Source organism: bacterium (assembly GCA_024226335.1).
GTDB lineage: Bacteria > Myxococcota_A > UBA9160 > SZUA-336 > SZUA-336 > JAAELY01.
Genome location: JAAELY010000497.1, coordinates 18,400 through 38,798 on the forward strand (window position 1 = coordinate 18,400; position 20,399 = coordinate 38,798).

The window sequence follows — 20,399 nt, forward strand, 5'->3', positions numbered from 1 at the left end:
ACTCCTCGTCATCGCTTGCGGTACACGATCGGTGCCCGCAGCATAAATGCGATTATTCGGTACGAGATGTGGGTGGGGGCTGAAACTTGGATGCAGAATGAGCGATGGGCACATCGTGTGTGCGCATCGCTCATCCCACATCTCGCATCCTGGTACTGATACCGGGGCCGGACTTGGCCGACCCCTCAGCCCTTTCGTTCTAGGTTCTTAGCGCCGGATTCCCAATCGTTCGATCAGGGGCGCATAGCGATCCGCGTGGGTCTTCTTCAGATAGTCGAGCAACGCTCGACGCTGACTTACCAACAGCAAGAGTCCTCTTCGCGAATGGTGGTCCTTTTTGTGGAACTCCAGATGCGAAGTGAGCTGTCGGATTCGCTCGGTCAGCAATGCGATCTGCACCTCGCTCGAACCCGTGTCACCGGGTTTGTGCTGGTACTCTTTGACGATCTCTTCTTTGCGCGCCGAATCGAGCAAATAGGGCCTCCTGGAAGTCGGGTGTATAGCAGAGGCCCAGAGGCCCTGCAAATGGATTCATTACGGGTTTCGGCGACTTAGCGAGCCGAGCGCCGTGGCGGTCTCGGGCTATTCCCCGTCCTCGAGAAACACCCGTAGGGTACGTAGTTCTGGAATGCCGCGTTGGGCCTGAAGCAGCGCAATCAGCTTTCCGGCCCGGACCAGTTGCAGATTCCCCTCGGGCGGGGCCCCTTTCACCTCGTGACGTCCCAGCTGGATGCCATTCCGGACCCGACGACTGACCCGAGCGTCTGCCTCGAAACTAGGCAGCCCCGTCGCTTCCGCCAGGGAAATCAGCCGGGTATGGCCGGACTCGTCCAGTTCATCCAGCGGCAGGGACTGTTCGATACGAAAGGGACCGCTGCGCGTGCGCACGAGTTCCCACAGATGCCCCCCGACCTTGACGAGTTTCCCGAGATCGTTGGCCAAAGCCCGCAGATAGGTTCCCGCGCTGCAATCCACATCGATCGAGGCAAACGGCGGTTCGTAGTCGAGCAGTTCCAGGCGAGAGATGGTCACGGTTCGGGGCTCCAGGGTCACCTGCTCACCGCGGCGCACGCGCCGATAGGCAGCCTGCCCGCCCGTTTTGATCGCTGAGTAGGGCGGAGGAGTCTGTTGAATCTCGCCGATGAATGTCTCGAGCGCCTTCCTGAGGTCCTCTTCGGAGGGCCAGGGCCCTTCGCACTCCCTCAGCACCTCTCCCTCGCGATCGTAGGTAGTGGTATCGATGCCCAGGCGGACTCGCCCGCGATAGCTCTTTTCTCCATGAGTGAGCAACTGGGAAAGCTTGGTCGCTTCGCCAAGCGCGATCGGCAGCACGCCTGTCGCCAGCGGGTCCAATGTCCCCAGATGACCTACGCGGCGCTGTTTGGCCCAGCGACGCACGCGCTGGACCACGTCGTGCGAAGTCATGCCGGAAGGCTTGTCGATCACAAGAAAACCGTGAATCAAAGCGGATCCTCGCGCTCCACAGAGGAGCTGTCGGAAGTCGTTGAATCGGAACGGGCACCCGTGGCATCGCCTTCGGGCCGCACCTCGCGGAAGATCGATTCCAGCCTGGCGGCATTTTCGAGTGTCTCATCGAGCTTGAAGATCAATTCGGGGACGCGCCGCAGGCTGATTTCATCTGCGAGACAGCGCCGGATGAATGTCTTGGCTGAATCGAGTGCGGCCCTGGCCTCCTCGGGTTCGCCCAGCGTTCGGTAGTAGACCCGCGCCACACCCACATCGGGCGACGGCTTGACCTCGCTGATCGACACGTGCTCCAGCCGCGGATCGGATACCCGCTGCTGGAGGATCGAACTCAGGCGAACACGCAGTTCCTGCGCGATTCTTTCGCGGGAATGCTTCAAGCTGCGCTCCTGTCGATCACTCGTTTCCCCAATCGGGATTCGCTGCCAGAGCAGCCTCGTCGAGTTCCTCTACTTCGTCCAGACGCACCACGACGATGTCGTCGGACACGGTCTCGGCCAGGGCCAGGCTCTCTACGTAGCTTGTGACTTGCTCCATCTTGTTTCGCAGATGCCTCGGATCGACGCCAACCATCACGCAGCCGATGCAGACGCTGTGTCGATCATCGGGATCGCCGACCTCCGCAGCCGAGACGTTGAAGCGTTGACTGATCCGATCTTTGACCGCCTTGGCAACGCGCCGGCGCGCCTTGATCGTGTCTGCTTCGGGCAGCTCGAGTTCGATCAGCGCTGCCGCGATCAACATGCTCGCCTCCCGGACCTCGAAGCTTCAGGCCTCGATCCCTCAGAGGGTATCCGCAGTCTCCTCAACATCGAACGACTCGAGCAGGTCACCGACCTTGACGTCGTTGTAGTTTTCGACGCACATCGCGCACTCCAGCCCGTTGTTGACTTCGCGAACATCGTCCTTGAAACGCTTGAGCGAACTCAGACGGCCCGTGTAGATCGAAACACCGTCGCGCACGACCCGGACTCGGGCACTGCGGCGAATCGTCCCCTCGGGAACGAAACAACCCGCGACCGTCCCGACACCTGGAATGACGAAGAGCTTTCGCACCTCGGCGTGGCCGTGCAGCTTCTCAGTGCGCTTGGGCGGCAGCAGGCCGGTCATCAAGGCCTGCGCCTCGTCGAGCATCTCGTAGACGATGTCCGAAGTGCGGATCTCGACACCGTCCCTCTCGGCCGCCTTGCGGGCCGCCGGTTCCGGACGCACGTGGAAGCCCATGATCACGGCCCGCGAGGCAGTGGCGAGCATCACGTCGCTCTCGGTGATACCACCGACACCGGAATGCAGGACCGTCAGCTTGACGCGATCGGTCGACAGCTTCTGCAGAGCATCCTTGATTGCCTCGGCAGTACCGCGCACGTCGGCTTTCACAACGACGTTCAGTTCCTTGTTGCCTGTCTCGCCGAGCGCGGCGAAGATATCGTCGGGGTCCAGTTCGCCCGGGCTGGAAGCGTCCGCCGCTGCCGCGCGCTTGTCATCCGCCAATCGAAGCTCGGCGATCGACTTGGCCTCGCGCTCGTTCTTCACGACCACGACTTCCCGCCCCGCTTCGGGAACGCCCGACAGTCCGATGATCTGTACGGGCTGTGAGGGTCCGGCCTGCTTGAGCCTCGTACCGCTCTCGTCAGTGAGTGAGCGAACGCGCCCGTAGATCTGGCCGACCAGCACGGCATCGCCCTGCTTCAGCGTCCCCTGCTGCACCAGCACGGTCGCGACGGGTCCGAGCCCCTTGTCGAGTTTCGCCTCGAGCACCACAGCCTGGGCGTTGCCTTTGACCCGTGCCGTGAGTTCGAGCAATTCGGCCTGCAGGCCGAGCATTTCGAGCAGTTTTTCGAGGCCTTCGCCCGTAATTGCCGAAACGGGAATACAGATGGTCTCGCCGCCGAAATCTTCGGCAACCAGTTCGTGCTCCAGCAGCGCCTGCATGACTCGCTGGGGGTTGGCGTCGGGTTTGTCGCACTTGTTGATCGCGACGATGATCGGCACCTCTGCCGCCTTGGCGTGATCGATGGCTTCGATCGTCTGAGGCATGACGCCGTCATCTGCGGCAACCACGAGCACGACGATATCCGTCGCCTGGGCGCCGCGTGAGCGCATCTGCGTGAATGCGGCGTGACCCGGCGTGTCGATAAAGGTTGCGATTCCCGTACCGGTCTTCGCCTGGTAGGCACCGATGTGCTGGGTAATTCCGCCCGCCTCGCCCTCGACCACCTTGGTCTTGCGAATTGCGTCGAGCAAGGAGGTCTTGCCGTGATCTACATGGCCCATGACCGTGACGACAGGCGGACGCGGTGCCTTTTCCTCTTCGGGCGCGACATCTTCCGCGTCCGCAGCCGCGACGGCCTTCTCCAGTTCAGTCTCCACGCGATTCACTGCGAAGCCCGCCTCCTCCGCGAGCAACGTGGCGGTCTCAAGATCGATGATGTCATCGCGTTCCAACTCTGCGTCGAGCGCACGCGCCTTTCGCAGAAGGTCGCGAATCTTCATGCCCATCTGACGAGAAAGCTCGGGAAGGCCGATCGACGCGCCAACGCGCACGATCATCTTCGGCTTGCCCGGCATTACCGGGGCCTTCTTGCCGCCCTTGACCTTCTTGCGGCGCGGCTGCATGCGCGACTGGGCTTCGACGATCATGCGTCTCTTCTCGAGATGCGCCTGGACATTGCCGCGCGCCATGCGTGCGACCGTCTCCTGCTCCTTCAGGTTGTGCCCCTCGATCACCTTGCGGCGCACACCTCCAGCACTGCCGCGGCTTCCCGGGCGGTTGTCAGCACCCGGTGCCGCGACACCACCCGACGGCGTTGCGACGCTGGCCGGTGCGCCACCTCGAGCCTGCGCGGGTGCCGGAGCACTCGGAGTCTGCGCAGGTCTGGGCTGAGGCACTCCTTCTGCGAGCAGCGGATCCGCGACGATTCGCGCGGGTTCACTCAAGCTCCTCACGCGCCGCTCGGGCTTCTTCTCCGGAGCCCGCTTCTCGGTGGTCGCCGCTGCCGGCTCGCTGACGACCGGCGCTTCAGGCTCCGGGGCCACGGGTGTTTCGACCGGCTCTGCGACGAGTTCCGAAGCCGCGGGTGTTTCAACCGGCTCGGGCTGCTCGACCACCGGTTCGCTCGCAACCAGCGGTTCAGCCGAAACTTCGGGTTCGCTCACGGCTTCGGGTTCGCTCGGAGCCTCCGGTTCACTCGGAACCTCGGGCGCAGGCGGTTCCGGCGCTTTCGCAACCACTTTGCGACGGCGACGGATGATCTTGTTTCCGACGCGCTTCTCGACCGTTTCGACGCCGCTGGACGCGACACCGAAAAGCTTCTTCAACTTCTCGACCTGCTCAGGATCGAGCCCGACCATCGCGCTGCGAAGTTCGATTCCAATTTCGTTCGCGCGCTTGATCAGCTCGTTCTTGTCGACGCCGAGCTCGTCCGCGAGCTTGTAGGCTCTGACCGTGGCCATTGCGATGTGCCTCTCCGTCCTACGGACTATGAGTCCGTAGAGTCTCCGTCTTCTGCGACCGGGGCGCTGGTTTCGACAGGCGCAACGCCTTGCCCCCCGGTTTCATTGCCAGCAGCCGCCGCGGCGGCTGCCGCTTCGGCCTCGACCCGCTCACGCTCGAGCTTCTCTTCGAGAAGCTTCGCAGCATGCGCCTTGACTGCGGCGGCGCCCTCTTCGCTCACGCCCGGAATCGCCGTCAGGAGTTCCAGGTCAGCTCCGATGAGTTCGACCAGGCTTGCGACACCGTGGTCCATCAGAAGCTTCGCTTCGTACTCTCCTGCTCCTTCGACGACCGATAGCGCACTCGTCAGTTCGTCCTGAACCTCGAGCATGTACTCTTCGCTCTTGATGTCGATCTTCCAGCGCGTCAATTGGACGGCCAGTCGGACGTTCTGCCCCTTCTTGCCTATGGCCAGCGAAAGCTGGTCGTCGGGAACGATCACATCCATCGACTTGTTTTCGTCGTCGACCATGATGCGCACGACCTGAGCAGGTGCGAGGGCCGAGACCACGTACTTCACCGGGTCGGTGTTGAACGGCACGATGTCGATCTTCTCGCCGCGCAATTCCTGAACGACCGCCTGTACGCGACTTCCGCGCATGCCAACACAGGCACCCACCGGATCCACGTCGCGATCGCGCGAAACCACCGCGATTTTCGCCCGCGCTCCTGGCTCGCGAGCCGCGGCTTCGATGTGCACGATGCCCTCGTAGATCTCGGGCACCTCCTGCTCGAACAACTGGATCAAGAACTCCGTGCGAGCCCGCGACAATATGATCTGCGGTCCCTTGGCGTCTTCGAGCACGTCCATTGCGTAGGCACGGATGCGCTCGTTGATGCGAAACATCTCGCGCGGCACCTGTTCCTTGCGGTACACGATGCCCTCGGCCCGACCCAGGTCGACGATCAGATTGCCTTTCTCGATGCGGCGTACGACTCCGTGGAGAATCTCGCCCTTCCGGTCCTTGTACTCGTCGTAGACCATCTGGCGCTCGGCGCTGCGAACCTCCTGGATGATGACCTGCTTGGCGGTCTGGGCCGCGATGCGGCCAAACTCCGCGGTATCGAGCTTCACCCCGAGCTGGTCGTCAACCTCGGCGTCGGCGTCCTGCTCCTGGGCCTCGGCCAGGCCGATCTCGGAATCGTTGCTCGGCTCACCCGCGACGACCGTCTTGAACTCGAAGAGTTCGACCTCGCCCGTGTCGTTGTTGAACTGGGCTTCGATCTCACGCTCGGCGCCGAGCTTGCGGCGCGCGGCCGTAATCATCGCCTTCTCGAGCGTCTCCACGACGACCGAACGACTGATGCCTTTGTCTTTTCCGACCTGATCGATGATGCGATTGAGATCCAGCTCCATGCTTTACCTCTTCGATTTCAAGGGGTCGGACGGATAGAACGCCTTTGCCCTTTGAATGAGCGGAAACGGAATCCGGATTTCCTCCGAAGGCATCCGCACGTGAACCTGACCCGCCTCAAAAGCCACCAGTTCCCCTTTGAACTTGCGGCGGCCCAAGATCTGCTCGCGTGTCTCGAGTGCGATCCGGCGGCCGACGACCCGCTCGAAGTCCTTCTCTCGACCCAGGGTCTTGTCCACACCGGGCGAGCTGACCTCAAGTGTATGGGCTTCTGGCAACAGATCTTCGACCTCGAGAATCTGGCCGACCTCGCGGGAAACCCCGGCACACTGATCCGCCGTGATCTTTCCGTCGCCTTCAGGAGTGTCCAACACGATGCGGACCAGGGTCTTGCCCCCGGCCTGGCGGATCCCAGCGTCGATCAGTTCGAGCCCGTGGTCCAGAACCACCGGCTCCACGATTCGCAGTAAATCTGCTGGAATGTCGTTGTACATCATGTAGTTACGCGGGATTCCCAGATTGTTTCCCCGGCTGATTTCCTCGCCTTCCAGAGCCTTCCGAGACACAAAAAAAAAGCGGACGCGGTGCCCACTCTTTCAAAAGGTCCCGGTACTGGAGAGCGGAACACAGATATCAAATACCGGCCGCCCGGGCAACTGTAGGTACTTGATTCTGGAGGGGAAGTCCGTCGTCAGGGCCGCGCTGGCGGCGGTAACTCCAGGGCCCCGATCAACTCACGCACCGCAGCCACGCCCTGTTCCTGGCAGTACGCGCTAATCCCGTCGCGAATCTCGAGGGCCGCGCCGGGGTTCGTGTAGCTGATCGTGCCCACCTGGACAGCACTCGCGCCACACAAAATAAACGCGATCGCGTCTTCGGCACTGGAGATGCCTCCGATTCCGCAGATCGGGAGTCCGACCGCCTGCGACACCTGATAGACCATGCGCAGCGCGATCGGCAGGATCGCGGGCCCCGAGAGTCCGCCTAGAATGTTTCTCAGTACGGGCTTGCGCGAGCGAACATCGACCATGAGCCCCTGCACGGCGTTGATCAACGCCACGCCGTCGGCACCTTCGGCTTCACAGACCCGTGCCATTTCGGCGATCGAGGTGACATTGGGTGAGAGCTTGATGATCAGCGGCCCCCGGGTGGCACCGCGACAACTGCGGACCAGAGACGCGAGCACTTTCGGGTCCTGCCCGAACTCGATCCCACCGGCCTTCACATGGGGACAGCTGGCGTTGATTTCGATGGCGGCCACGCCTTTGGCGCCGTCCAGCCGCCGGCAGACTTCGGCGTAGCGATCGATTTCAGTCTCGAAGGCGCTCGCGATCACCGCGATTCCATCGGGCAGCGCCGGAAGCTTCTCGTTCAGGAACGCTTCGACACCCACGTTTTCCAGGCTGATCGCATTGAGCATCCCGGCCGGTGTCTCGGTGATGCGCGTCGGCTTGTTCCCGAATCGCGGTTCGAGCGTGAGTGACTTCGCGACCAGACCACCGAGTTCGCGCAGGTCGAGGAAGGGCTCGAACTCACTACCGTACCCGCAGGTTCCGCTGGCCAGCAGGACCGGATTCGCGAGACTCACTCCGGCGAACTCGGTTTTCAGATCGGGCGACTCGATCACGTCGAGACCTCCCAGGACACGTCTTCGGCCGAAAAAACCGGCCCGTCTTTGCACACGTAGCGAAAGCCGTTGCGCGTCTCGACGACGCAACCCAGGCAGATGCCGAAGCCACAAGCCATATTCGCTTCGAGCGACACGCGACATGAAGCGCCCGCCTTTTGGGCGATCTCGGCCACGCGCTGCATCATCGCGGTTGGCCCGCACGCGTAGACGACCTCGCCCGGTTCGGGCTGCAGTAACTCCGTCACGTACCCGCGTGTGCCCAGCGAACCGTCCTCGGTGGCAATCCTCAGGTCGATCGAGAGCTTCTCAAAATCGTCGAGGCCCAGAATATCGGCCTGGCTCCGGCCGCCCAGCAGAACCGTGGGAGCCGGCGTGGTATCGCGAGCCAACTCGAACAGCGAGGCAATGCCGCTGCCTCCGCCGACCAGGATCGAACTGCCCCTGGGCGCGGGAAAGCCGTTCCCCAACGGACCGGTCACGCGCAGGCTTGCACCGGCGGGGAGCTCGGCGAGAGCGCGCGTTCCGCGACCCACGATCTTGATACGGAACTCCACCACGTCGCCGTCGGCGCGATAGATCGCCATCGGCCGCGGAAGAAGAGGGTCGCGATGCGGCCCGTCCGGGTCGAGCTTCAACATCGCAAACTGACCGGGACGATGACGAGGCCAACCCGGCACCTGGACGACGACCGAAGATGCATCCACTGAAACGACGCGCCCCGTCGAACTGACGGGAACGACGTTGCGTTCGGGGGATGGAGTCACGAGGGTTCTCGCTCCTTGTCGACGTCTACCTTCAGGCTGCGAAGTTTGCGCGACAAGCTCTCGCGTGCAAGGCCCACGACTTCGGCTGTGCGCGAGATGTTCCAATCATTCTCCCCAAGTGCGCGAATCAGATACTCGCGTTCGAAGCTCGCGCGCGCCTCGGCCAGAGGCGCGGACGTCTTGGAAGCCGCGAGTTTTGCCTCTTCGGGTGGGGTCGTGATGTGTTCGGGGAGATGCTCTTCGTCGATCGTGTTCCCCGGCGTCATCAACACCAGGCGCTCGACGATGTTCTGCAGTTCGCGGACATTGCCGGGCCATGGGTATTCCGACAGCTTCTCGATCGCCGCCTCGGAGATTTCGATGGAGTGTTTTCCGGACTCGCCGGCATACCGCTTGAGAAATACGGCGACCAGACCAGAAATATCCTCGTAGCGCTCGCGCAATGGCGGCACGCGAAATGGAATCACATTGAGTCGGTAGTACAGGTCTTCACGGAAACGCCCCTCGGACATCTCCACTTCCAGGTCCTTGTTCGTGGCTGCAATCACTCTCACATTGACTTCGATCGTCTCGGTTCCACCGACGCGCTCGAAGTGGTGCTCCTGCAGGATGCGCAGAATCTTCGCCTGCGTCATCAGGCTCATGTCGCCGATTTCGTCGAGAAACAGCGTTCCTCCATCGGCCAACTCAAAGCGCCCACGCTTCATGGCAATCGCGCCGGTAAACGCGCCCTTCTCGTGACCAAAAAGTTCGCTCTCGATCAACTCCTCTGGGATCGCCGCGCAGTTCACTGCGATGAAGGGTCGATCCAGTCGTTTGGATCGCAGGTGCACTCCCCGCGCGACGAGTTCCTTTCCGGTGCCGTTCTCGCCGGTGATCAACACCCAGCCTTCCGTCGGCGCAGCCGTTGCGATCTGTTCCTTGAGATTCCGCATGACCTCGGAATTACCGACGATCTCGTTTTCGCCCATCAGTTCGTCGCGCAGGGCTCGGTTCTCACGCGAAAGACGAGCGCGTTCCAATCCGTGTTCGACGGATAGCAGGAGTTTTTCGTAGGTGAGTGGCTTCTCCAGGAAGTCGTAGGCCCCAAGTTTCGTCGCGCGAACCGCGGTCTCGATCGTGCCGTGTCCCGACATCATCACGACCGGCAATTCGGGGCGTTTCTGGCTCAGTTCTTCGAGCAGTTCGAGCCCGTCGCGCCCGGGCATGGCGACGTCGAGCAGGACCAGATCGGGCGAAGCAGATTCGATGCGCTCGAGCGCCGCGCTCGCATCGTGTGCCTCGACGGGTCGATACCCTTCGTCACTGAGGATGGCCGCAACGGTCCGGCGAATGGCTTCCTCGTCATCGACGATCAGGATCGTGGTAAGCATCGCCGCTCAGGCCCTCACTGGAAGATCTACGATAAAGCGGGAACCGCGGGGCCGGTTGGCTCGCACCCGGATATGGCCGGAATGATCCGAAACGATTCGGCTGACGATCGCGAGCCCGAGACCCGAGCCCTCCCGCTTGGTTGAGTAATACGGTTCGAATAGACGCGCACGATCTTCGACCGCGACACCGGTACCGGTGTCGGCGACCTCCAGTTGGGCCGTGCCGACCGCGCGATCGTAGCGGGTCAAGAAACTGATCCTTCGTGGACCATCACCGGCCTCTTCGATCGAAGCCATGCTGTTGTCGACCAGATTCAACACGACGCGCTTGATCTGTTCACCATCGAGATCGAGCAATGGCAGACTCGGCTCGAGTTCCGTTTCGAACTGGATGGTAACGTTGCCGCGATACATGCTCACGACATCGGTCAGCAGCTTGTTCAGGTCGGTCGGTACGGGATCCGTTGCGGGCAACTGTGCAAAGCTGGAGAACTCCGCAAGCAGGTTCTTCATTGCGTCTACTTCGCTTGTGATCGCACCTGTGCATTCTTCCAGCAACTGACGCGATTCATCGTCGGCAAGTCGACCCGTCAGCTTGCGGCGCAGACGCTGTGCGGAGAGCTGGATCGGTGTGAGCGGGTTCTTGATCTCGTGCGCGATTCGACGCGCCACCTCGCGCCAGGCCGCCATACGCTGGACGCGCAGGATCTGCGTCACGTCATCGATGACTACGACAAAACCCGCAGCCTCGCCTTCGACATCCTCGATCCGCGACGCGGTCCAGTTCAATGTTCGGATCTCGTCGGCGATCGTGAGTTGCACCTGGCGGCGAAGAGTTTGCTGCGCTCCCGTGGACAGCCGGTGCAACAGCCCGTAGAGCGTCTCGAGCGCGTGTCCTTGGAGCATCTCACCGACCTTTCGTCCGACCCAACCGGCCGGTTTGACTCCCAGCAGGCGCAGTGCCGATGGATTGATCGTTTGGATGATGTGGTCGCGATCAAGGGACAGGACACCGGCCGCAACGCTGCGCAGGATGACCTCCATCTGGGCACCCCGACGCTCGAGGTCTTGATGGCTGGCGGAAAGATCGGTGGCCATCCTGTTGAAGGCACTGACCAGACGGCCGATCTCGTCATCGCCCCGTTGCTCGATCCGCACTTCGAGGTTTCCCGCTGAGACCTCGGCAGTCGCACCCGCGAGGCGTTGGATGGGCTCGGTCACTTGCTTGGCCAGTCGGAAACCGATCCAGGAAGAGAACAACACGCTCGACAGGGTAATCATCGCAAGCAGCATCAGCATGCTGCCCTGAAACGTGCCCTCACTGGGCTGAAGACGTCGATAAGCTTCCATTCCGGACCGCACAGCGGCCACCTGCTCGCCGATCCCGCGCGGCAGGAAGCGGTTGACGACGACGACGCCCACGATCTCGGATTCGTTGAAGGTCGAGTGGATGGGAACGGCGCCGCGCACGAGTTCCCCCGAACCAGCGCGGTGAATCACCCCCTGCTCCGCTCCCGCCAGCGCCGCCCGGATCAACTCCGATCCGCTGGATTCGAACGCCACGATCGCGACCTCGGGGTCGGTGGCCGAAGCCAGTTCTTCGAACTGCGCGCTGAACACCTCGACCAGATCCAGATGGTATTCGCCCTGCTTGCCCGACACGAACTGGCTCAATCGCTCGAGCGCATTTTCGCGCAGGAGCCTCTTCTGTTCGATCTGGCTCGCAATGCGGCGGGCGAAGAACAGCGCTTCGTCCTTCTGATTCTGGTAGTACGTGTCCGCCACTTCTACGGACTTGGACAGAGTCTGTGAGAGTTCGAGTTCGAACCAGACGTTGACCGCACGTGTCACCAGAAGCGCGGAAAGGACAAACAGCGCCGTCGACGACAGCGTCGCCGCAAACACGAAGGTGACGACGAACTTGGTATTGAGCCGCGATCCGAAAATTCCCCGACGGCGATCCACGACCAGCTTGATGACATTGCGGGCCAGCAGAAAGACCAGGAGCCCAATCAGGATCACACTGACATGGACCAGCGCCAGGAAGACCGCATCACTCCCGATCGGAAGCGAACGAGACGAGAACACCAGTTCCCGTTCGACCGCGATCAGGACGATCAGGATCAGCCCAACCAGCGCCGCCAGGCCCCAGTCGCGGCGTCTACGGCGCACCTCCGCCGCGGCGAGCGGACGCCGGGGCAATCGGGACTCGGAAGACGCGTCGGAACCCGCCTCCAAACCCGGGAGGGTCGGCCTCTCCAGGTCCGGCCGTTCTTCTGGTGTACTAGACGTATCCAAAGCCTGAGAGACGCTACCGCATGCTCGCCAACCCTTTCAAGCTACCAAGGACGCGTCTTTCCTGCATAAGAGGCCGATAACCTGCCGTATTGGTGCGCCTTTGAGGTCAAGCAAGCGCAGGCTTCCGCCGAAGAGCGTGACGTGGATTCGAACCATCCGCCCACATCAGACACACCTGACATGAAAAGGCTGCTGGAGAGCTTTTCCGTCGATCCGGCGGATACGGCTGCCTTTCAGACTCTGGAAGAGCGGCTGTTCCTGGACAGCTCCTGGAGCCAGCTTGCCGGAGTCTACGAGTGCCGGGTTTCCGTGTTGTCTCCAGAAGACCCTCAGAGGGTGGATGTCCTGCTGCGCCTGGCGGGAGTCCTGCACGAAAAGCTGAGCGACGATCCTGGCGCGCAACGGTATTACCAGGAAGTCCTGGCAGTGGATCCCGAACACGTCGAGGCGTTGGGAGCGCTGCGCCGCCTCCACGCCGAACACGGGGAACTCACGCAGGCCGTGCAGATCTCCGAGATCGAAGAATCTCTTTCGCTGCCGCCAAAGCAGCGCGCCCGGGTGCTGACCGAGATCGGTGAGCTCTGGCTGAAGATGGGGGATTGCGCAGAAGCACAGCGGCGCTTCGATCAGGCGCTGCGTCTTGATCCAGTGTGTGACCGCGCCCAGGCAGGCTGCGCTGCGCTCGCGGAGGCCGAGGGTCGCCTCGACGAGGCCATCCTCCTGAACGAGAGGCGACTCGAAGGCCTATCGGGGCCAATTCGCTACAAGGTGATGGAGCACCTGGCCACACTCCTGCCGGACAGCGAAAGCGATCGCATCCGAACGCTCTTGCGCGAAGTCGTGCGCGTAAGCCCCGAGCGGCGCAAGGCGATCGAACGCTTGCTCGACATCGAACAAGCCGATGCCAACTGGGATCGCGTAGACGAACTGCAGCGCCGACTTTTCACGATCGTGCACGACCCGGTCGAGAAGCTGTTCCTGGCCCAGGAAGCAGGACTTCAACAACTCGAGCAGGCCGGCAATATGGACGCGGCCAAGCACTGGGTCGAGTGTGCCAACGAGATCGGCCCCAACGACGTTGGCGTACAGAAACTCCGCGCACGAATCCTGCGCAAGGCCGGAAACACCGACGGCGTGATCGACGCGCTCGAGAAACTTCTCGAAGCCAACGGTGCTTCGCCGATGACGATGCTGGAGGTCGCTGTACTGCACGAGCGCAGCGGCGACCCCGAGCGAGCCGTCGACTGGCTGGAGCGCCTGCTCGACTGCGAACCGAATGATGACGAGGCACTCGCGGTCATGGACCGCTGTCTCGAGCGACTCGGACGCCACACCGAACGCGCGGACGTGCTGGCTCGGCGCGCGAATCAGACCGAGAACGCAAGCGACGCTGCAGCCATGTTCATGCGTCTGGGGGAACTGCGTGCGCAGACCCTCAACGATCCGCAGGCGGCTGAATCAGCCTATAAATCGGCTCTCGAACGCCTGCCGAGCGACAAGCATGCGATCAGTGCCCTCAGCGAAATGCTGCGCAAGAGCGAACGCTTCGAAGAGCTGGCCACCCTGGTCGAAAACCTGGCCTGTATCCCCGAGAGCGGCAATTGCTCGGAACTCTGGTGCGAACTGGGTGCGATCCGTATCGAACACCTCGATGACGTGGGCGGTGCGCGCAGCGCGTTTCTGGCAGCTCTCGATCTCGACCCTGAATGTCCGACGGCCTTGCGGGGATTGCGGCAGATCGCGGAGCGTTCGTCGGACCCGACTTCTCTGGTCGAAGCCTGCGAGCGGGAACTCAGCCTGGACCCGCCGACTCCGCGCAAGATCGAACTGCTGCGCGAAATGTGCGGCGCGCTGCGCAGTGCGGGAGACCTCCCCGGCGCGTTGCGAACGGCTCGTCGCTGGATCGATGTCGAGGCAGCCCCCGATCCGTTGATTGCCCTTTGCGAAGTCGCACGCGAGATGGGCGACGTCGAGACCGAACGCTCGAACCTTCAAGGTCTCGAATCCTTGCTGGGAAATGCACCGAAGCGGCGCGCGTTGGTCCTGACTCGGCTTGGAGACCTGACGCTCGAACAGCCTGATCCTGATGCGCTTGAAACTGCGGCGGACTGGTATCGCGAGTCCCTGAGCCTGGCGGCGAATCCGGCGCTGCGCTCTCGCCTGATCGACCTCTTGCGTCGAACCCGCCAGCTTCCCGAACTGGTCCGCGAACTCCGCGAGCAACTGCACGACGTAGAAGAGCCGGAGCAACTGGAAATTCGCGTCGAACTCGCGCGCGCGCTGGCCGAGACCGGTGATCTTTCGGCTGCGGTCGATGAGCTTCGCCCCGTTTTCGCAAACGATCCCTCCGATACCGATCCCGCAGACCTGCTCGAAAGTCTGCTGGCCGAGCAGGACCGGATGGACGAACTGGTCGAAATGCTGGCCTTGCGACTCGAGCACGAGCGCGCCATACCCCTTCGACGCGAACTCGCACACCGTCAGGCAGGTCTACTGCTCGATGGTATGGGCCGTTCTGCAGACGCAGTTGCGGTACTGCGCGATCTCGCAGACCCGAGCCGCGCGGGCCAGCTGGAAGATCTCTTTTCCCGCGCACTGGAAGCTGGCGGAACCTCGGACGAGCACGAAACCTGGCTTTCGATGCGCGAGTCGCACGTCGATGGTCCGGAACGCGCCAGCCTGCTGCTCCGCCTGGCTTCACTCCAGGAGGGAAGCGGCCAGGTCACAGAAGCTCTGGGAACGCTGCGCCGCGCCCGCCGCTACGCGGATACGGCGCAGGCTAGTGCGATCAAGAGCGCCGTACTCGCTCTACTGCGCACGCACGGCTCTCCGCGGGAACAGCTGGAATTTCTGGATCAGATCCTGGAAGACAGTGAAACACCCGCTGAACGAGCGGCTTTTCGGATCGAACGCGCGCGCCTCTGGGCCGAAAGCCTGGGCGAGCCAGAGAAGGCAATCGAAGATCTCGAACAAGCCACCCGCGAAGCACCGCTTGGGCTGGAAGATCTACGCCTGGTCGCCACGCTGTACTCGCGCACCGACAATCCGGTGCAGCATCTGGAAGCGTTGCAGACCCTCGCCAAGCGCACCGAAGACGCCGCGGAGCGTCGCGCAACTCAACTCGAGATCGCTGAGATCTTCATCAGCGGACCGAGTCAGTTGCGAAGCACTGCAGAAGCGACGCATCTACTCGAGGGACTTCTGGAAGCGGATTCCTCGGATCGCGAAGCCCATGACCTGATCGCGTCGGTCTACGAGGCGGAGGGACGAACGGCAGATCTCTGCCATAGACTGGCCTCACGGCTCGAACAGGACGGCCTGTTCGACGACGAGCGAATGAGCATTGCCCTGCGCCTGGGTCGTATGCAGCTGAACATGGGCCAGGCGCAAGTCGCCTGTTCCACCTTGCGCATCGCGCGCGAAGGCTCTCCGAACTCGGCCATCGACGAGTTGCTGCTCTCCGCACTGGACGCGGCGGACGATCTTCCGGGGCGCATCGCCCTGTGCGAAGAACTGGCGATGCAGGCCAGCGGTGCTGAAAGTCTGCGCTGGTTGCGACGTTGGCTCAACGCCATGGAAGCGGCTGGCGAACCGACGCAGGCGCGGCTTGCAGTCGTCGAGCGGATTCTGGAGCAGACGCCCGACGATCCCGAACTCAATGAAGCTCGCTTGCCGATGCTTCGCGAATTGGCGAGTCACGAGACACTCGCCGAGGTACTCGAGAGTTCTCTGCGTCGCCCCGAGGCACTGACACCGGCGCGCCGCCGCCTGCACGTGTTGGAGACGTTGCAGTTGCTCGAGGGTCCGCTCGCCGAACCCGAACGAGCGTTGCAGTTGATCGAGCGTGAAGTCGACGGTGATGCGGGACTCGCGATGCGGGGTGCACGACTGGCCCGCAAGCTCGACGATCCGACGCGAGAAGCTGCCCTGCTGCACCCGCTGGCGGGAAGTCATGTCGAAAATCCGGCACCCGATGCCGTGCGCAGACTGGCCCTGGCCCTTTGGCGCGCAGGCGAGGCGGTCGAAGCCGAGCCTCTTCTCTGGGATGCGTTGGTCGACTACCCGAGCAATCGGGAACTGCTCGCAGCGTTGGAAACGGTGGTGCGTCGTCGCGACGACCCGCTCAGCCTCTTACGCCTGCTCGACGCTCGGTTCCCGCTCGAGTCGGGAACAGATCGGCTGACGATCGCTCGCGAAGGCTTCGAAGCGGCCGAAGGTGCCCGCCGACCTCAGGATTCGCTTCGCTGGATCCGGCGCCTGCAAGCCCTCGATCAGCTCAATCCATCGGTTCTGCAACGCTGGCTCGGACTCGAACTGGAAGTCGGCGATCGACCCGGCACGCTCGGCGCGTTGCGCGCACTTTCCGAGGCCACAGACGACCCCGCCGAACTGGCGGATCTGCTGGCACAGGAAGGCTCATTGCACCTGGAACGCGGCCAGTTGGCACTCGCGCGCGACGAGTATCGCGAGGCGCTTGCCACATCGCCGAAACCCAGAGCAGAGTGGCTCGAGACGCTCAACACCATCATGGACCGACTGGGCGAAACGGCCGAGCGCGTCGATGTACTGCGCGATCTATCCCAGCATCCGGACCTCGACGCCGAAGCGCGAGTCGCCTACCAGAAGCAGCGAATAGAACTACTGGGTTCGCATCCGGACTTGCGCGAGGAAGCGGCGCTCGAACTGCGCGTACTGATCGACTCGGATCCGGGTTCCAATCGCGACGACCAGGTCGACCTGATGCGCGACCTGCTCGAACTCTACGAGCAGTTGGGACGCCTCAGCGAGTGGTGCACCCTGGCCGAGCGCCTCGCGCCCTTCTTGCCCGGCGACGAAGCGCGACGTCTCGAGCGACGCATCGCCGAGCACTTGACCCATCCGCTATGCGCGACCGACGAAGCTATCGCCGCCTGGGAGCGAGTGCTCGAGCGCGATCCAAACGATGCAGACGCCCTTTCGGCACTCGAGCAATTGCTTTCGGGACCCGGAAACGAAGCTCGTCGCGTACCGGTTCTCGAGCGACTCGCCACAGCGGGAGGACCGCCGAGAGAGCAGGTCATGCTCGAGGTCGCCGACCTGCGCTGGCACGCTCTGGGCGACGCACGGGCCGCACTTTCAGCCGTCGATGGCGCGCTCTCCATCAATCCCGATATTCCCGCTGCACAGTTGTTGCGTTCCGAACTCTGTGAGCGTCTCGATCGCCCGGAGGAAGAAGAAGCCGCGCTGCGAGCCGTACTCGAGAGCGGACGGCAACTGCCCAACGCCGCCGATTCATGGCTACGCATCGCGGAATTGGCGGCCGCCAAGCCGAATAACAAGGACGCAGCTATCGAAGCGCTGGAGCGTGGCCTGCAACTCGACCCGAGTGCCGGCTTCGCCCGTCGGGGCCGCGGGATCCTCGAGAGAGTGGGTGCCTGGCAACGCGCCGCTGACCTGCTGCGCATCGAGATCGCCGAGATCCCGGAGAAGGACTGCGCGCGCCTTCTACGGCGCCTGGCACGCATCGAGTGGGATGAACTCGAGAATGCGCGGGAAGCCTGCGAAGCACTCGAAGCACTGGCGGAAGTCGATCTTCCGACTGCGGACGACTACGACCGCTGGTCGGACGCGCTGGCGGTCTGCTTCCGCTGGAACGACGCAATCAGCAAGCGACGGCTCGCTCTGGAGTCCATGGCTGACCTGGCGACCGCTCAGGGCTGGTTCGACCTTGCCCAGCAGACGCTCGAGCATATGGATGATGCGACGCGCGCGCTCGACGCGTGCGATCGTGCACTGCAGTGTGATCCGACTTTCAACGAAGCGTTGTCTCTGCGCGCCCAACTGCACGCACGGCTCGACGCTCCCGCGATGGAACTCGAAGACACCCTGCGACTCGCCGAACACGTCGACAATGACGCCGAAGCGGCGGATGCCTACACGAAGGCCGCACGACTCTCACGCGGCCGGCTCGGCGACGATGCGCGCGCGTGGGCCCTGTACCGCAAGGCCCTGAAGAGAGATCCGCAATGGACGCAGGCTCTCCTGGGTGCGGGTGAGATCGCTCTGGAGCGAGGAGAGTGGAACGAAGCCGAGCGCATGTTCGGATTGGCCTGCTCGTTACTCCCAGGAACCGAGGAAGCACCTCAACTCGGCCGCGCAGCCCGTCTTGCTGCGACTGCAGCGCTCGAACAACAACGCAATGCGGAAGCGTATCGCCACCTGGAACTCGCGCTCGATGAATCACCCGACGACGTCGAGGCACTCGACGCGATGGCCGACCTGAGCCTTCGCCTTGGCGCGCCGGAGCGAGCACGTGATTGCCTCGACTCCCGGCTCGCGAACATGGACCTCAGTCCCGAGGAGCGCGCTGAGCGCCTGCTCAAACTCGCGCAGGCCTGCGAAGGCTCGAAGCAACTCGATCGAGCTGCGGCCGCCCTCGAAGAAGCGGTCGCGTTGCATCCCGACGATGAGGTCTCGCGCGCCCGCGCAGTGGACCTGCTGGAACGCATCGGAGAATCCGACCGAGCCGTGGTCCAGCTCGACGGCTGGATGCGCGCTGCTCCGGAAGACTTCAACGGACGTCTCGCTCTGCGCGCGGCACAGCTCGAGTTGTCCGGTGGCAATCGGCGGGAAGCGCGAAACCGTCTCGAACACCTCGTCCTCGAACCCGGCGCACCTGCCGAAGCGTGGGTTGAACTCGCTCGCCTTACCCTCGACGACGACGGAGCCTCAGCCGCACTCGAAGTAACCGAACGCGGGCTCGAAACACTCCCGGAAAGCGAGCGAGGCACGCTCCTCTGGCTCGACACGCAGTCATTGGAGTCCCTGGGTCGCATCCCCGAAGCCGCGCGTCGCGCCTGCGAGACGCTGCACGCGGACCCGGCCAACGTGGCAGCCGCACAACTCCTGGCGGCGCATCTGGGCAAGGTCGGAGACTGGGCCGGTCCGGTGAAACAACTCGAACGCACACTCGACGTCGCTCACCCGACCCGCCCGGTGGAATCAGAACTCTGGGAAGCCATCGGCCGGGCCTACGCGGGACCACTCGAAGACCTCGAACGGGCGCAGTTGTGTTACCGCCGCTCACTGGAGTGCAACCCCTTGCGCGCGAGCGCGCGCGAAGCTCTCGCCGATACGACCGCCTTCGATCCGGCCGCCCATCGCGAGTCGATCCGCCTGCACAGAGACCTGCTCGAAGAGTACCCGGCGCGCCTGGGCAGCTGGCGCTCGATAGAACACATGGGACAGCACTGGCGGCGCGACCGAGCCCAGCAGACCTGCATCGCGGTCTTGCGCGCACTCGGTTCGCACGTCGACAACTGGGATCCCGACCGGCCACTCAGCGTGATGGCCGAGACCGGACCGAGTTCCGATCCGGGAGTGTCGGGCGCCACGGAGCTATTGCTCGCCCTCGAAGAAGTTTCAGCGCTCCCGAAGGTTTCAGGAACGCCCTCTCTCACTGGGCTGCCGGTCTGGGCGCGCAAGGAGATCGCGAAGATCATTGGCGCGGCCTGGGATCTACCCGACGACACGCTGCGCGGCATCTGGGTCAAACCCGATGACGAGAGCAACGACGAACTTCCGCGCCGGGCACGCCGGCGTCTGAAGCGCGCACTCAGTTCGATCGACGCAGACGCAGTTCGTCGACTCGATCCGATGATCTGGCGAGAGCAGATCGTGGCTCAAGCCGCGGCCTCTGCGCTGCAGAGTGGCAGCGTCGCATTGGGCGACATACTGCCCGACCTGATCGAACTCTGGCCCGAGACCGCGCACCTGGACCTGCGTCACGGCGGAAGCATGTCGGCGACCATCCAGTCCTGCCCGCCGGCGCGCAGCCTGCTCCTGCGCATCGGCGAAGCCGCGATCGCAGGACTCGGACTCTAGCCGGTCGCGAAAGATCCCCGGGCCGAGGCACGCGTGTGGATTTCGTTCGGCCTCGAGGCACTCTAGCCGCCCAGTAGTGCATCTACTGCTCGTTTCAGGAACGAAGAACGCACACGAAAGACATCGTCCAGGGACGGG

The 20,399-nt window shown here is 63.2% G+C and carries 12 protein-coding genes; 1 reads left to right on the forward strand and 11 read right to left on the reverse strand.

Translation table 11 applies throughout. The features are described from left to right. Window positions 1-207: 207 nt before the first annotated feature. The 11 genes from rpsO to GY725_24245 all read right to left on the reverse strand — a co-directional run bounded on the left by rpsO (window position 208) and on the right by GY725_24245 (window position 12,302). Window positions 208-474 (reverse strand): 30S ribosomal protein S15, encoded by a 267-nt coding sequence (rpsO, locus tag GY725_24195; GenBank protein MCP4007296.1) that lies wholly within the window; start codon window positions 472-474, stop codon window positions 208-210. Between the two features lie 108 nt (window positions 475-582). Beyond that, window positions 583-1,464, reverse strand: coding sequence for a tRNA pseudouridine(55) synthase TruB (gene truB / locus GY725_24200; protein ID MCP4007297.1), 882 nt, complete (start codon window positions 1,462-1,464; stop codon window positions 583-585). Beyond that, window positions 1,461-1,865 (reverse strand): 30S ribosome-binding factor RbfA, encoded by a 405-nt coding sequence (rbfA, locus tag GY725_24205; protein ID MCP4007298.1) that lies wholly within the window; start codon window positions 1,863-1,865, stop codon window positions 1,461-1,463. The genes truB and rbfA overlap by 4 nt, the downstream gene beginning before the upstream one ends. 16 nt (window positions 1,866-1,881) lie before the next feature. Beyond that, window positions 1,882-2,229, reverse strand: coding sequence for a DUF503 domain-containing protein (locus GY725_24210; GenBank protein MCP4007299.1), 348 nt, complete (start codon window positions 2,227-2,229; stop codon window positions 1,882-1,884). 39 nt (window positions 2,230-2,268) lie between these two features. Continuing rightward, a complete protein-coding gene (infB, locus tag GY725_24215) occupies window positions 2,269-4,938 on the reverse strand; it encodes a translation initiation factor IF-2 (protein MCP4007300.1) in 2,670 nt (889 codons plus the stop codon). A gap of 26 nt (window positions 4,939-4,964) precedes the next feature. Further along, entirely contained in the window at window positions 4,965-6,335 is a 1,371-nt protein-coding gene (gene nusA, locus GY725_24220) for a transcription termination/antitermination protein NusA (GenBank protein MCP4007301.1), read from the reverse strand. 3 nt (window positions 6,336-6,338) lie between these two features. Beyond that, window positions 6,339-6,899 (reverse strand): ribosome maturation factor RimP, encoded by a 561-nt coding sequence (locus GY725_24225; protein MCP4007302.1) that lies wholly within the window; start codon window positions 6,897-6,899, stop codon window positions 6,339-6,341. A 125-nt stretch (window positions 6,900-7,024) separates the two neighbouring features. Continuing rightward, entirely contained in the window at window positions 7,025-7,957 is a 933-nt protein-coding gene (locus GY725_24230; GenBank protein ID MCP4007303.1) for a dihydroorotate dehydrogenase, read from the reverse strand. After that, window positions 7,957-8,727 carry a dihydroorotate dehydrogenase electron transfer subunit gene (locus tag GY725_24235; GenBank protein MCP4007304.1) on the reverse strand — a complete coding sequence of 257 codons (771 nt, stop codon included), beginning with the start codon at window positions 8,725-8,727 and terminating at the stop codon, window positions 7,957-7,959. Before GY725_24235 ends, GY725_24230 begins: the two co-directional genes overlap by 1 nt. Then, window positions 8,724-10,100, reverse strand: a complete 1,377-nt coding sequence (locus GY725_24240; protein ID MCP4007305.1) for a sigma-54-dependent Fis family transcriptional regulator — start codon at window positions 10,098-10,100, stop codon at window positions 8,724-8,726. Before GY725_24240 ends, GY725_24235 begins: the two co-directional genes overlap by 4 nt. Before the next feature lie 6 nt (window positions 10,101-10,106). After that, on the reverse strand, window positions 10,107-12,302 hold the full coding sequence (locus GY725_24245; protein MCP4007306.1) for a HAMP domain-containing protein: 2,196 nt from the start codon (window positions 12,300-12,302) through the stop codon (window positions 10,107-10,109). A gap of 276 nt (window positions 12,303-12,578) precedes the next feature. Between GY725_24245 and GY725_24250 the strand changes: the two genes are divergently transcribed. Continuing rightward, window positions 12,579-20,261, forward strand: a complete 7,683-nt coding sequence (locus tag GY725_24250; GenBank protein ID MCP4007307.1) for a tetratricopeptide repeat protein — start codon at window positions 12,579-12,581, stop codon at window positions 20,259-20,261. Window positions 20,262-20,399: the final 138 nt, after the last annotated feature.

Excerpts from the sequence above, each read along its gene's own strand:
- infB (MCP4007300.1), bottom strand. The coding sequence starts at position 4,938 with ATGGCCACGGTCAGAGCCTACAAGCTCGCGGACGAGCTCGGCGTCGAC.
- GY725_24240 (MCP4007305.1), bottom strand. The coding sequence starts at position 10,100 with ATGCTTACCACGATCCTGATCGTCGATGACGAGGAAGCCATTCGCCGG.
- GY725_24210 (MCP4007299.1), bottom strand. The coding sequence starts at position 2,229 with ATGTTGATCGCGGCAGCGCTGATCGAACTCGAGCTGCCCGAAGCAGAC.
- GY725_24250 (MCP4007307.1), top strand. The coding sequence starts at position 12,579 with ATGAAAAGGCTGCTGGAGAGCTTTTCCGTCGATCCGGCGGATACGGCT.
- nusA (MCP4007301.1), bottom strand. The coding sequence starts at position 6,335 with ATGGAGCTGGATCTCAATCGCATCATCGATCAGGTCGGAAAAGACAAA.